The sequence below is a fragment of the Rhizobium sp. YTUHZ044 genome (assembly GCF_051123975.1).
GTDB lineage: Bacteria > Pseudomonadota > Alphaproteobacteria > Rhizobiales > Rhizobiaceae > Rhizobium.
In genome coordinates, this window is sequence record NZ_CP101426.1 from 3,260,209 (window position 1) to 3,273,614 (window position 13,406).

11 protein-coding genes are annotated in these 13,406 nt (G+C 61.9%); 8 read left to right on the top strand and 3 right to left on the bottom strand.

What is annotated here, in order from left to right:
• The first annotated feature begins 69 nt into the window (after positions 1-69).
• From NL154_RS16205 to NL154_RS16235, 7 genes are all read left to right on the top strand, one after another.
• Positions 70-2,178 carry a family 10 glycosylhydrolase gene (locus NL154_RS16205; RefSeq protein ID WP_434732967.1) on the top strand — a complete coding sequence of 703 codons (2,109 nt, stop codon included), beginning with the start codon at positions 70-72 and terminating at the stop codon, positions 2,176-2,178.
• Between the two features lie 104 nt (positions 2,179-2,282).
• On the top strand, positions 2,283-3,269 hold the full coding sequence (locus NL154_RS16210; protein ID WP_434732968.1) for an ABC transporter permease: 987 nt from the start codon (positions 2,283-2,285) through the stop codon (positions 3,267-3,269).
• A gap of 11 nt (positions 3,270-3,280) precedes the next feature.
• Positions 3,281-4,471: an ABC transporter permease gene (locus NL154_RS16215; RefSeq protein WP_210630035.1), complete on the top strand. Its 1,191-nt coding sequence runs from the start codon at positions 3,281-3,283 to the stop codon at positions 4,469-4,471.
• A gap of 10 nt (positions 4,472-4,481) precedes the next feature.
• A complete protein-coding gene (locus tag NL154_RS16220; RefSeq protein WP_210630034.1) occupies positions 4,482-6,209 on the top strand; it encodes an ABC transporter ATP-binding protein in 1,728 nt (575 codons plus the stop codon).
• A gap of 10 nt (positions 6,210-6,219) precedes the next feature.
• A complete protein-coding gene (otnI, locus tag NL154_RS16225) occupies positions 6,220-7,014 on the top strand; it encodes a 2-oxo-tetronate isomerase (protein ID WP_168297269.1) in 795 nt (264 codons plus the stop codon).
• Positions 7,011-7,886, top strand: coding sequence for a 2-hydroxy-3-oxopropionate reductase (locus NL154_RS16230; RefSeq protein WP_434732969.1), 876 nt, complete (start codon positions 7,011-7,013; stop codon positions 7,884-7,886). Before otnI ends, NL154_RS16230 begins: the two co-directional genes overlap by 4 nt.
• A 105-nt stretch (positions 7,887-7,991) precedes the next feature.
• Positions 7,992-10,094, top strand: a complete 2,103-nt coding sequence (locus NL154_RS16235; RefSeq protein WP_434732970.1) for a beta-galactosidase — start codon at positions 7,992-7,994, stop codon at positions 10,092-10,094.
• Positions 10,095-10,210: 116 nt separating this feature from the next.
• Here the strand turns inward: NL154_RS16235 and NL154_RS16240 are convergent, their stop codons facing one another.
• Positions 10,211-10,753 carry a hypothetical protein gene (locus NL154_RS16240; protein WP_434732971.1) on the bottom strand — a complete coding sequence of 181 codons (543 nt, stop codon included), beginning with the start codon at positions 10,751-10,753 and terminating at the stop codon, positions 10,211-10,213.
• A 129-nt stretch (positions 10,754-10,882) separates the two neighbouring features.
• Here NL154_RS16240 and NL154_RS16245 point away from each other — a divergent pair, with 129 nt between their 5' ends.
• Entirely contained in the window at positions 10,883-11,356 is a 474-nt protein-coding gene (locus tag NL154_RS16245) for a cupin domain-containing protein (protein ID WP_210630030.1), read from the top strand.
• Positions 11,357-11,362: 6 nt separating this feature from the next.
• Here NL154_RS16245 and NL154_RS16250 read toward each other — a convergent pair whose 3' ends face one another.
• Positions 11,363-12,472, bottom strand: coding sequence for a sn-glycerol-3-phosphate import ATP-binding protein UgpC (locus NL154_RS16250; RefSeq protein ID WP_210630029.1), 1,110 nt, complete (start codon positions 12,470-12,472; stop codon positions 11,363-11,365).
• 12 nt (positions 12,473-12,484) lie between these two features.
• Positions 12,485-13,399: an ABC transporter permease subunit gene (locus NL154_RS16255; protein WP_221144596.1), complete on the bottom strand. Its 915-nt coding sequence runs from the start codon at positions 13,397-13,399 to the stop codon at positions 12,485-12,487.
• Between the last annotated feature and the right edge of the window lie 7 nt (positions 13,400-13,406).

Consider the following 13,406-nt stretch of genomic DNA (forward strand, 5'->3'; position numbering starts at 1 on the left):
CCTTCTCAGGCGCCGGCCCCTCCGGTTGGCGCTGAGGCGCTCTCTTTTGCCAATGATTGGATGAAGACGATGCTCGACGCCAGGAGACAGAACACCCACACGCTGAGGACGCCGGACTGGTTTAAGACCGCGACCCGCTGGACCCAGCTGACCTTCGTGGAAGACGACCCGGAGAAATACGACCCGGCCTTCTGGATCGACGTCTTCAAACGCACGAAATCGAACGCGGTCTGCCTCAGTGCCGGCGGCTATATCGCCTATTATCCGAGCGAAGTGCCTTACCACTATGTCAGCAAATATCTCGGCGACAAGGATATCTTCGGCGCGCTCGTCGATGCCGCCCGCAAGCTCGACATGCACGTCATGGCCCGCGTCGACCCGCATGCGGTCCATGACGATGCCGCCAAAGCCAATCCGGAATGGGTGATGATCAATGCCGACGGCACGCCGCGCCGCCACTGGGCCTATCCCGATGTCTGGGTCACCAATGCTTATGGCGACTACAACACCGTCTTCATGCCTGAGGTGGTCAAGGAGATCGTCCGCAAATACGATATCGACGCGGTCTTCGCCAATCGCTGGCAGGGCCACGGCGTCGATTACAGCGAAGACAGCGCCCGCCGCTTCAAGGACATGTTCGGCTATGCCCTTCCTGCAAGACCCGATGCCGAGGATCCCGCCTGGCAGGCCTGGGTGCAGTGGCGCCGCCGCGTGCTCACCGACATGATCGCGCAGTGGGACGATGCCGTCAAAGCGATCCGCCCGCATGCGAGCTTCATTCCGAACATGGGTGGCGCTTCGCTGATGGAATTCGATCTCTCGGTCATCGCCAAACACTGCCCCTTCCTCGTCGTCGACCATCAGGGCCGCAAGGGCCTTGAGCTCGGCTGGTCGGCAGGCCGCAATGGCAAGCGCATCCGAGCCACCTTCCCCGACCGCCCGGTCGTGCTGATCACCTCGATCGGCCCCGAGGAGGAATATCGCTGGAAGGATGCCGTCACCTCGGGCGAGGAGATGCAGCTCTGGATCAATGACGGCACCGCCCACGGCCTCTACGCCTGGTTCACCAAGTTCAACGGCGTCGTGCCTGACAAACGCTGGGTCGAGCCGGTGGCCGACGCATTCGCCCTGCAGGCAGCCATCGAGCCGGTGCTGGAAAGCATGAAGCCGACCGCCGAAATCGCCGTCATCGATCCCTCGACGACGCTGCGCCACTGGGCGCCGGAAGAACGGCATTCCGCCGAGAAGCACGACCTCGGTTTCTACCATGCCCTCGTCGAGGCCCGCCTGCCCTTCGAGCTGCTTTCGGACCAGGTGCTGACCGACGAGAGCCTCGATCGGTTCAAGCTCATCATCCTTGCCAACGCTTCCTGCCTTTCGGATGCGCAGAACGCGGCGATCCGCGCCTATGTCGATCGCGGTGGCAGCATGATTGCCTCTTACGAGACGTCGCTGCGCGACGAATTCGGCAAGAAGCGCCCCGACTTCGGCCTCGCCGACGTGCTGGGTGCCAGCTACGTCTCCGGCCCGCGCGGCATCGTCAAGAACACCTATGTCGCACTTTCCGGCGATCACCCGATCAACCGGGGCTTCGACGGCGCCGAGCGCATCATGGGCGGCACTCGCCTGATCCACGCCGTACCGTCGGCCGATGCGAAGGCGCCCTTCCTCTACGTTCCCGACTTTCCCGATCTGCCGATGGAAGAGGTCTATCCGCGAGAAGAACCAAAAGGTGCTGCCGTCATCGCCCGCGAGACTGGCAAGGGTGGCCGCACAGTCTATATTCCCTGGAATATCGGTGAGATCTTCTGGGAGGTCTATGCCGTCGATCATGCGCGGCTCCTCGCCAACGCCGTCCATTGGGCACTCGGCAAGACACCACGCGTCACCATCGAGGGCAAGGGCGTCATCGATCTGGCGCTACGCGAAAACGGTGAGGGCATGGCAGTCAGCCTCTTCAACCTCACCAACCCGATGATGATGAAAGGCCCGATCCGCGACAATTACCCTCTGGCAGCGCAGACCATTTCGGTGGAGATTCCGGAGGGCCGATCGGTGGCGAAGGCATGGCTCGTCGTTGCCGACCGCGCCGCAAGCTTCAGCCTTGCGAACGGCCGTGCGCAGGTGGAGGTGCCCGGTATCGACCGGCTGGAAGTCCTGCAACTCACCTGGAAATGAAGTGACAGGCGACGGAGGAGCGCTTTCGGCCTGAAGGGCCGACGGCGCGTGAAGATCCGGGGGAGGCGCGTCACAGCGTTCCCGACGGGAGGAGAAACGTTTCGATGCTTGGCTATATCTTCAAGCGCGTACTCTACATGATCCCGACCTTGTTCGGCATGTCGCTGATCTCGTTCCTGATCATCCAGCTGCCGCCAGGTGATTACCTGACCTCGATGATCGCCACCATGAGCGACAGCGGCCAAACCGTCGATCCCGCTCAGATCGAGCGGCTGAAGGAAATCTACGGCTTCGATGACCCCTTCTATGTCCAATACCTCAAATGGATCTGGGGCATCGTCAGCCGCGGCGACTTCGGCTACTCCTTCGAGTGGGGTCAGCCAGTCTCCGGGCTGATCTGGGCGCGTATGGGCTCGACGCTGGTTATCTCGCTCTTGAGCCTGCTCTTCGTCTGGATCGTGGCTTTGCCGATCGGCGTCTATTCCGCCGTCCGCCGCCACTCCGTCGGCGACCATGTCTTCACCTTTCTCGGCTTCATCGGCCTTGCGGTGCCGAACTTCATCCTGGCGCTGACGTTGATGTACATCGCCTATAAATTTCTTGGCCAGAGCGTCGGCGGGCTGGTCTCGCCGGCATATGCCGAAGCGCCCTGGAGCTTTGCCAAGGTCGGCGATTTCCTCGCCCATCTCTGGATCCCGATCATCATCATTGGCGCGTCTGGAACGGCAGCGATGATCCGGATCCTGCGCGCCAACCTGACCGACGAACTGCACAAGCCCTATGTCGTTACGGCCCGCGCCAAGGGACTGCCGGAATACAAGGTGATCCTCAAGTATCCGGTCAGAATCGCGCTCAATCCCTTCGTCTCGGCGATCGGCTGGGTGCTGCCGCATCTCGTTTCGGGCGTGACGATCACTGCCATCGTGCTGAACCTGCCGACCGCTGGCCCCCTGCTTTTCCGCGCGCTGATCTCGCAGGACATGTACCTCGCCGGCAGCTTCATTCTGCTTTTGAGCGCGCTGACCCTTGTCGGCATGCTGCTGTCGGATCTGCTGCTGGCCATGCTCGATCCACGCATCCGGTTCAATTGAGGGCGAACGCGATGAGCACGCACGAGACCTTCGGAAATCATGCTGGTCCCCTTCACACTGTTGCCGATGGCCCCTCGATCAGCCCATTGAAACAGGGCAAGACCGTCTCGACCGCAGCGATCGGTCCCTGGCGGCTGGTCGCTGGCAAGCTGATCCGCCAGAAGGTGGCGATGGTGGCCGGCGTCATTATCCTCTGCCTCTATCTGGTCGGTCTGTTCGCCGAATTCCTGGCGCCCGCTTTGCCGATGACCTCGCGGCCGCAATACACCTATGCCCCGCCGCAGGGCTTCAGCTTCTTCGTCGAAAAGCCGGACGGCAGCTCTGAGTTCAATATCCATGTGAAGGGCTACAAGGTCGAGATCGACAAGGTGGCGCTACGCCGCACCTTCGTCGTCGACGACACCAAGGTCGTCCCGATCGGCTTCTTCGTCAAAGGCGCGGCCTACGATCTCTGGGGCGTGATCCCGATGAACCGGCACCTGATCGGCCCGCTCAACCAAAACGACCCGATGTACCTGCTCGGCGCCGACCGGCTCGGCCGCGATGTCTTCTCTCGGCTCGTCTACGGCACCCGCGTATCCATGTCGATCGGCCTCGTCGGCGTCGCCATGTCGCTGATCCTCGGCGTCGTGCTCGGCTCGATCTCCGGTTTCTACGGCGGCTGGGTCGATACGCTGATCCAGCGCGTCATCGAGGTCGTCAGTGCAATGCCGACCATCCCGCTGTGGCTCGGCCTGGCGGCGGCGATCCCGCTGACATGGTCGCCGGTCAATGTCTATTTCGTCATAACGATCATCGTCTCGCTGCTCGGCTGGACCAGCCTGGCGCGTGAAGTGCGCGGCCGGTTCCTGGCGCTGCGCAGTGAGGATTTCGTCGTTGCCGCCAGGCTCGACGGATCCAGCGAGACCAGGCTGATCTTTCGGCATATCCTGCCGTCACTGACAAGCCATATCCTTGCGGTCGTCACACTGGCCGTACCGACCATGATCGTCGCCGAGACCTCTCTTTCCTTCCTCGGCATCGGCCTTAAGCCGCCGGTCGTCAGTTGGGGCGTGCTGCTGCAGGACGCCCAGAACATCCGCACCGTCGCCACCGCGCCGTGGCTCTTGATCTGGCCGTCGCTCGCAGTCGTCATCGCCGTCCTGTCCTTCAATTTCTTCGGCGACGGCCTGCGCGATGCCGCCGACCCCTACGACAATTGAGGAGGAAACCATGGCCGACCTTTCAAAAGACGTCGTTCTCTCCGTCGAAAACCTCTCGATCGATTTCAGGCTGCGCACCCACATCCTGCACGCCGTCGAAAATGTCAGTTTCGAGCTGAAACGCGGGCAAACGCTGTGCCTCGTCGGTGAAAGCGGCTCCGGCAAGAGCGTCACCGCCCGTTCGCTGCTGCAGATCGTCGACAGCCCCGGCAGTATTGTTTCCGGCCGCATCCTGCTCAGGGACGGCGACGGGGCCACCGGAAGTAACGGCATCACCGATATTGCCGTCTTGAAGCCGTCCGATCGGGCGATGCGGGCCATCCGCGGTCGCCGCATCGGCCTGATCTTCCAGGAGCCGATGAGTTCGCTGTCGCCGGTTCACACCATCGGTTCGCAGATCATTGAGGCGGTGCGCCTGCACAGTGATCTCGATCATCGCGCCGCCCGCGAAAGGACCGTCGAACTGCTGCGACAGGTCGAGATCCCGAACCCGGACAAGATGGCTGACCGCTACACCTTCGAATTCTCCGGCGGCATGCGCCAACGCGCCATGATCGCCATGGCGCTTGCCGGCAATCCCGACATTCTCATCGCCGACGAGCCGACGACAGCCCTCGACGTCACCACCCAGGCCGAAATCCTCGATCTGATCAAGCGCCTGCAGGTCGAACGCGGCATGGCCATGCTGCTCATCACCCATGACATGGGGATCGTCGCCGAAGTGGCCGACGATGTCGCCGTCATGCGCTTCGGCCGCATCGTCGAGCGCGGACCCGTCGATGCAATCTACCATGCCGCCGAACATCCCTATACCCGCCAACTGCTTGCCTCGACAGTCAAGCTCACGCATCATGTCGATGGCAAGCTGCCCGCCATAGCACTGTCGCCGGCGGCACCGCAGCCGATCCTGTCCGTCCGCCACCTCAGCAAGATCTATGGTTGGCACGGCAAGGCCAACACGTTGCGCGCCGTCGACGACGCCAGCTTCGATCTCTATCCCGGCGAAAACCTCGGTATTGTCGGCGAAAGCGGCTCCGGCAAGACGACACTCGGCCGGCTCATCCTGCGCACCGTCGAGCCGACCTCGGGCAGCATCAGCTATTGCGGCAAGGACGGCGGCGAGATCGACGTCACCAAACTCACCAAGCGCGAACTCCGCACATTCCATCGCGAAGTCCGCTTGGTTTTTCAGGATCCCTTCGCCTCGCTCAATCCGCGCATGACTGTCAAGGAGGTGATCGGCGATCCGCTTGTTGTCAACGGGCTGGCAAGGGGCAAGGCGCTGGCGGACCGTGTCGCCGAACTGATGCGCCTTGTCGGCCTCGACCCGATGGGGATGGAGCGTTATCCACATGCCTTCTCCGGCGGCCAGCGCCAGCGCATCGGCATCGCTCGCGCGCTTGCGCTCGACCCACGCATCATCATCGCCGATGAGGCGACGTCCGCTCTCGATGTCTCGATCCGCAGCCAGATTCTCGACCTGCTGCTCGATATCCGTCAACGGCTGAACCTAAGCTTCATCTTCATTTCGCACGACATTTCGGTGGTGCGTTATTTCTGCGATCGTGTCGCCGTCATGCATCGCGGCAAGATCGTCGAACTCGGCGAGGCCGAACAGATCTGCACCGCTCCTGAGGGGGCCTATACGAAGAGCCTCATCTCCGCCGTTCCCAATCCCGACCCTCGCGACAAGCGCATGCTGCACCGGCATCGTTTCGTCGCGTCTGCCGATATCTAAGGACGATCCCGTGCAGAAATTTTCCGCCAACCTTTCCTTCCTCTACCAAGACCTGCCCTTTCTCGACCGCTTCGCCGCTGCTGCAAAGGACGGCTTCGGTGCCCTCGAATATCTGGGCCCCTATGCCGAACCCAGGGAGAAGGTTGCCGAGGCGCTGAAGGCAAGCGGCCTGAAACAGGCGCTCTTCAACGTGCCGTCCGGCGACTGGGCCGGCGGCGAGCGCGGCATCGCCTGCCTGCCGGAGCGTGCAGAGGAGTTCCGCGATGGACTCGAGCAGGCGCTCGACTATGCCGCAGCGCTCGATTGCCGGCAGGTGAATGTCATCTCCGGCCTGGTGCCAAAAGGTGCGGACCTTCAAACGCTGGAAACGGTGCTGGTCGGCAATCTGAAATATGCTGCGAAACGTTGTGCCGACGCCGGCGTCACCCTGCTGATCGAGCCGATCAACCTGCGGGATATTCCGGGTTTCTTTCTGTCGACCACCACCCATGCGGAGCGCATCCTCGACAGGGTCGGTTCCGACAACCTCTATATCCAGTATGATTTCTACCACATGCAGGTCATGCAGGGCGATCTGATCCCCACCTTCACCCGACTTAAGGAGAAAATCGCCCATGTGCAGATCGCCGACCATCCTGGGCGCAACGAGCCCGGCACCGGCGAGATCAATTACAATTTCATCCTCTCCGAACTCGACCGCCTCGGCTACGACGGCTGGGTCGGCTGCGAGTACAAGCCGAAATCCGGCACCAAGGATGGCCTCGGCTGGATGAGATCCTATCTGAAGTCAGCGAGGGCAGCATGAGCATCGGATTTATCGGACTGGGCGTCATGGGCCGCCCGATGGCGGAGCATCTGATCGATGCCGGCCACACGCTGCATCTGAACCGGGTGAAAGAGACCTCGCAGCATCTTGTCGACAAGGGCGCCATAGCCGCCGCGAGCGCCAGGGTGGTGGCGCATGCTTCGGACATCGTCATCCTGATGCTGCCGGATACATCAGATGTCGAGGCGGTCCTCTTCGGCGAACACGGCGTTGCCTCCGGCCTTTCTCAGAGCAAGCTCGTTATCGACATGAGCTCGATCTCCCCGGTCGCCACCAAAACTTTCGCCAAACGCATCGAGGCCCTCGGCTGCGATTATCTCGATGCTCCCGTTTCCGGCGGAGAGGTGGGTGCCAAGGCTGCCTCTTTGACGATTATGGTCGGTGGCAAGGAGCAAGCATTCGAACGTGCCCGGTCGATTTTCAAAAAGTTGGGCAAGAACATCACCCATGTCGGAGGTAACGGCGACGGGCAGACGGCCAAGGTCGCCAACCAGATCATCGTCGGCCTGACGATAGAGGCAGTTGCCGAAGCGCTGCTCTTTGCCAGGAAGGCCGGCGCCGACCCGGCCAAGGTGCGCTCGGCGCTGATGGGTGGCTTTGCCGCTTCCCGCATCCTCGAAATGCATGGGGAGCGCATGATCAATCAGACCTTCGAGCCCGGCTTCCGCATCCGCCTGCACCGCAAGGACATGACGCTTGCCGTCGATGCCGCCCGCGCACTCGATCTGTCGCTGCCGAACACTGCCGCCACGCAACAACTGATGAACGCCGCGGTCGCCAATGGCGACGGCGAACGCGATCATTCCGCCCTCATCCGCACCCTGGAACTCCTCGCCGGAGGACCGCGCTAGATCAACGCTTTTTAGTATAGCCGGCCATCTTCGACTGCCTACTGCCGGAGCCTTCTTTCCGGACGGCGAAGCCATGTCCGGACATCGATAGAGAAGGACAGGACAATGCTGAACAAAGATATCCAACTGCCCTACGGCGCCGTCTACTTCCGCAAATCCAATCCGCCCCGTGAAGATTGGGAGCGCGACTACGCCACGGCCGGGCAAGACGGCCTCAACATCTTCCGCCACTGGTTCATGTGGAGCGCAATCGAAACCGCCCCCGGCGTCTACGACTGGGAAGAATATGACCGTCAGATGGACCTTGCGGCGGCACACGGCATCAAGACCGTTATCGCCGAGTTGATTCATGCCGTGCCCGACTGGGCGGTGCGCAAATACGCTCATGCATTGCAGGTCAATGCCGACGGCACCAAACTCGGTTCCTATATGGGTGTGTCGTCGGCGACCGGCGGCTTCTCCAACAATGGTGGCGGCGCCGGCGCCCTGACGCTGAACTGCCCGGAAGTGAGGGAAGCAGCGGGCAGATTCCTGACCGCGCTCGCCACCCGCTACAAGGATCATCCGGCGATCTATGGTTACGACGTCTGGAACGAGTGCAACTATTCCGCGGACGTCGATTACAGCCCCTATGCAAAGGCTGTTTTTCGCAAATGGCTCGAAAAGAAATACGGCAGCCTGAAGGTCCTGGCCAAGGCCTGGTACCGCTACAGCTATGCCGAATGGGATGACATCGAGCCGCCGGCGCACATGGCACCCTATCCTGAATGTATCGACTGGCTGCAGTTCAAACGCGACAACTTCTACGATCAGATGCAATGGCGCATCGACACGATCCGCGCCGTCGACCAGAAGAACACCGTCCTTGCCCACGGCATATCCGGCGCAATTCCCAACATGGCTGCCAACGGCTGCGACGACTGGCTTGCAGCCTCCAAGGTCGAGGTCTACGGCTTTACCTGGATCCAGGCGCGCAAGGGGTCGGAAGCCTGGAAGAACTGGTACGGCGTCGACATCAACCGCGCCGCCGCGCGCGGCAAACCCTTTTGGCACGCCGAGCGCCAGGGCGGCCCGCTCTGGCTGCAGCCGCAGGTGATCGGCCGTGACAAGGAGGATGGCCGCGTCGCCGAGCCCGAGGATATTCGCCTCTGGAGCATGACCTCACTTGCCGGCGGCGCCCGCGGCGTGATCAATCTGCGCTGGCGCCCGCTGCTCGACGGTCCGCTCTTCGGCGCTTTCGGCTCCTACGGCATGGACGGCTCGCGCACGCCGCGCTCCGACATGGCAAGCGCCATGGCGAGATGGGCCAATGACAAGGCGCAGGCTCCCCTCTGGGAGGCAAAGCCCGTGCGCGGAGAGGTCGGCATCCTCGTCGTGCGCGAAACGCAGGAGTTCGATTACCTCCTGAACCACGACCGCACGGAAAAGCCCTATCCCGAAGCGATGTGGGGCGCTTATCGCGCCTTCCTCGAAACCGGTACGCAACCGGATTGGGTGCATATCGACGACCTCGCGGACTATGATTTCCTCTATTTCCCTTATCCGATCATGTTCACTTCAGCGCAGGCGAAACGCCTGAAAGCTTGGGTCGAAAACGGCGGCACGCTGATTGCCGAGGCATGCCCCGGCTATTTCGGCGATCGCGGCCATGTCGGCACCGTGCAACCGAACATGGGCCTCGACGAGGTCTTCGGCGCACGCGAGGAGGAGGTCGAATTCATGCCCGATATCGGAGACCGCACCCATTTCGATCTCGACGGCGCGGCGGTCCACGGTGGCGGCTTCCTACAGTCTTATCGGCTGACCGGCGGAACGGGACGTGGCCACTTCACCGACGGTCGTCTTGCCGTCGTGGAAAATGCTTATGGCAAGGGTCGCACGCTGCTGATCGGCACCAATCCTTCCGTTGCCTATTACCGCACACAGGGGAAGGCGAACGGCGCTTTCTTCGCTGAGCTATTGAGATGGAGTGGGAAGAAGCGCCACGTGACGCTGTCGAATGCCGCACTCTTCGCCCGTATCCACGAGGGTGAAAAAGGCAGCTTCCTCTGGCTCGTCAATCCGACGAGAACCACGCAGAAGACGGAGTTGACGCTCGCCCGAGGGACCCTTGCGCAAGGCCGGGCCGTCTGGCCCGTCGGCCATATCGGCCACGGTGGCATCGATGTGCCGGCACGCGATGTGCTGATCCTTCCGCTCGATGGTTAGAACCGGACCATTTTAGGCACGCTCGGCCTACAAACCTCAATCCTGTTCTAAATTAATAGTCAGAGCGTGATGTCGTCGGAAACCGCTTACCCTTTTCGGCATCATTCTCTGAGATTTCAGGATGCGGATGAACTGGCTCCCTCGGCAAAGGCTTCAAGCTCGGGGTCCAAGTCGACCTCGACGATATTGTTGAAGACGGCGGTGGCCAGCATGATGCCGGCAATGGCGACGAGATCGACGAGCACCTTGGTCTCGTAGCGCAATTTCAGCTTCGCCCAAAGTTCGGTCGGAACGGCATTGGAATCGGTGACAATCGCCTTGCCGAAATCGTCGAGGAGTGCCTCTTCGTCGGAAAACTCCAGCGCGTCGGGGTTGAAGCCCTTGTTGATCAGTGCCCTGCGGAAGAAGGTGACGGCAATCTTCGATCTGGCTGCCTTCGAGATCGCATGCGAGAAAATCCAGATCGCCCGGTCGCTGATCGCAGGATCGAGTTCGGCGCGCAGCGTGAACCACTCGGCATAGATGCGATGAGCCGCTGGCGAATGCAGCAGCGTCCGCTTCATGTTGGTCATGCGCCCGCGCAGCCTGACTTCCTCGTCATGCGCCGCACGAACCTCTGGTGAAGCGGTGTCGTAGTCGATCTGCGGGAGGTGGCTCATCGGGTCCGTTCTTTCCTTGTGCACAGAAGCTACAGAGTGCAGAAGATATCTGCGGCGGTACCGCGGCGATCCACTTGGCCGCCGCCGGGCTCCCGCCTAGACTGGCGAAATCGAAAGTGGAGGCAAGGCGTGAGCGACGACCACGAGCATCATCATGTCAACTGGCGCGAACACGGCGTCAAGGTCATTCCCGGCAATTCGCTCGACCCGAACACCGCGCAGACGCCGGGCATGAACCGTGCGACCGCAATCAACCATGCGCGCGCCGGCGCCGAGAAGATCTGGGCGGGCACGGTGACAATCCATGCCAATGCCAAGACCGGCGCCCACCATCACGGCGATCTCGAAAGCATCATTTACGTCGTCAAGGGCAAGGCCCGCATGCGCTGGGGCGAGCATCTCGAATACACCGCCGAGGCCGGCCCGGGCGACTTTATCTATGTCCCGCCCTATGTGCCGCACCAGGAGATCAACGCCAGCCGCGACGAGACGCTGGAATGCGTGCTCGTCCGCTCAGGCCAGGAACCGGTCGTCGTCAATCTGGATATCGAACCGGTCGAGAGACCGGAAGACGTTCGCTGGATTGATCCCATTCACCGCTGACGCCGGTCAGGCGTGAACGGCGCCGGCGCTGTTCATGGCAGGGTTCTCGATAATCCGGCCGGTATCGGCGGCATAGAGATGGATCGCATTGTGGTCGATCGCGATGCCGATCGGATCACCCGATTTCACCGTCACGGCCTCGGTCAGCGCCACGGCAAAGGGCAGCCCGTCGAAATCGGCATGAACGACGCGGCTTGCGCCGAGCTCTTCGATGAAATCGGCCGTTGCCACCAATGCGCCGGGCGCATCCGGGGCTACCAACCGGGCCGCCTCGGCGCGCATGCCGAGCACGACGCGCTTGCCTTTCAGCAGCGCGGCCCGTTCGCGTGGCAGCGCGATTCTGCGGCTCTGGTCGTAGACGAAGACGCTATCATCGTTGATCGTGCCTTCGAGCAGGTTCATCGCCGGCGTGCCGACAAAACCGGCGACGAAGCGCGACACCGGATGATGATAGACCTCTTCCGGCGTGCCGACCTGCTCCACCCTGCCGCCGTTCATCACCACCAGCCGGTCAGCCAGCGTCATCGCCTCGGTCTGGTCGTGCGTGACGAAGATCGAGGTGGCACCGAGGCGCCGGTGCAGGCGGCGGATTTCGGCACGCATGGCGATGCGCAGCTTGGCGTCGAGGTTCGACAAGGGTTCGTCGAAGAGGAACACCTTCGGCTCGCGGATCATCGCACGGCCCATGGCGACGCGCTGGCGCTGGCCGCCGGAAAGGGCGGCAGGGCGTCGGTCGAGGAAGGGTTCGAGGCTGAGCGCCTTGGCGACCTCGGCAATGCGACGGCTGCGCTCCGCCTTCGCAACACCGGCCACCTTCAAGGCGTAGCCGATGTTCTCGGCGACCGTCATGTGCGGATAGAGCGCATAGTTCTGGAACACCATGGCGCAGCCGCGCTCGCGCGGCTCCAGCTGGTTGACGACGCGGCCGTCGATGGCGATTTCGCCGCCGCTGATTTCCTCAAGCCCGGCGATCATGCGCAAGAGCGTGGACTTGCCGCAGCCGGAGGGGCCGAGAATGACGATGAATTCGCCGGACTGGATCTCCAGATCGACGCCATGAACGACGGGATGCTTGCCGTAGCTCTTCTTCACATCACGGATTGAGATCGGTGCCACAGGACTGTTCCTTCACTTCTCGGTGGAGATGAGGCCACGCACGAACCAGCGCTGCATCAGGATGACGAGCACCAGCGGCGGCGACATGATGATAAGTGTGCCTGCCATGGCGACGTTCCAGTCGGGCAGGCCGAATTCGGACGGGATGAGGGTCTTGAGCTGCGTCACCGCAATGCCGAAATTCGGATCGGTGGTGACAAGCAGCGGCCAGAGATACTGGTTCCAGGCCCAGACGAACATGATGGTGAACAGCGCTATCATGTTCGACCGCGACAGCGGCAGCAGTATGTCGACGAAAAAGCGGACGGCACCGGCGCCGTCCATCTTCGTGGCCTCGGCGAGCTCGTCGGGGACGGTCAGATAGAACTGGCGATAGAGGAAGGTGCCGGTCGCGGTGGCCACCAGCGGCGCCACCAGTCCCGTATAGGAATTCAGCAGGCCCCATTCGAGCTTGATCTGGATGCCAGACACCCAGGCGACGAGCCCGGTAATTCCCGTGATGTCGAGGATCGCCTGGAACGGCGCCAATGCATTCGCCGCAATCGAATAGGTCGGCACGATGCGGACTTCGAGCGGCAGCATCAGCGTGATGAAGATGATCCAGAAAATCAGATACCGGCCACGGAAACGGAAATAGACGATCGAAAAGGCAGCCATCGCGGAAAGGATGACCTTGCCGGCGGCGACCGACGTGGCGAAGATGATGCTGTGAAGCAGCTTGTTGCCGAGATCGGCGCGCACCCAGGCTTCGTGCGCGTTTTCCCAGAAATGCGAGCTCGGCATCAGCGGCAACGGCACATGATTGACCGTCTCCAGATCGAGTGTCGATGCGATGATGACGATGGCGAAAGGCAGAAGCGCGATCACCATGCCGAGCGCCAGAACCGTGTAGCAGACGAAGTTGAATATCGGCGTGCGTTCGATCATGTCAGCG

Coding starts and splice junctions, on each gene's coding strand:
- NL154_RS16210 (WP_434732968.1), top strand. CDS start 2,283: ATGCTTGGCTATATCTTCAAGCGCGTACTCTACATGATCCCGACCTTG.
- NL154_RS16215 (WP_210630035.1), top strand. CDS start 3,281: ATGAGCACGCACGAGACCTTCGGAAATCATGCTGGTCCCCTTCACACT.
- NL154_RS16220 (WP_210630034.1), top strand. CDS start 4,482: ATGGCCGACCTTTCAAAAGACGTCGTTCTCTCCGTCGAAAACCTCTCG.
- NL154_RS16205 (WP_434732967.1), top strand. CDS start 70: ATGCTCGACGCCAGGAGACAGAACACCCACACGCTGAGGACGCCGGAC.
- NL154_RS16240 (WP_434732971.1), bottom strand. CDS start 10,753: ATGAGCCACCTCCCGCAGATCGACTACGACACCGCTTCACCAGAGGTT.
- NL154_RS16255 (WP_221144596.1), bottom strand. CDS start 13,399: ATGATCGAACGCACGCCGATATTCAACTTCGTCTGCTACACGGTTCTG.
- NL154_RS16230 (WP_434732969.1), top strand. CDS start 7,011: ATGAGCATCGGATTTATCGGACTGGGCGTCATGGGCCGCCCGATGGCG.
- NL154_RS16235 (WP_434732970.1), top strand. CDS start 7,992: ATGCTGAACAAAGATATCCAACTGCCCTACGGCGCCGTCTACTTCCGC.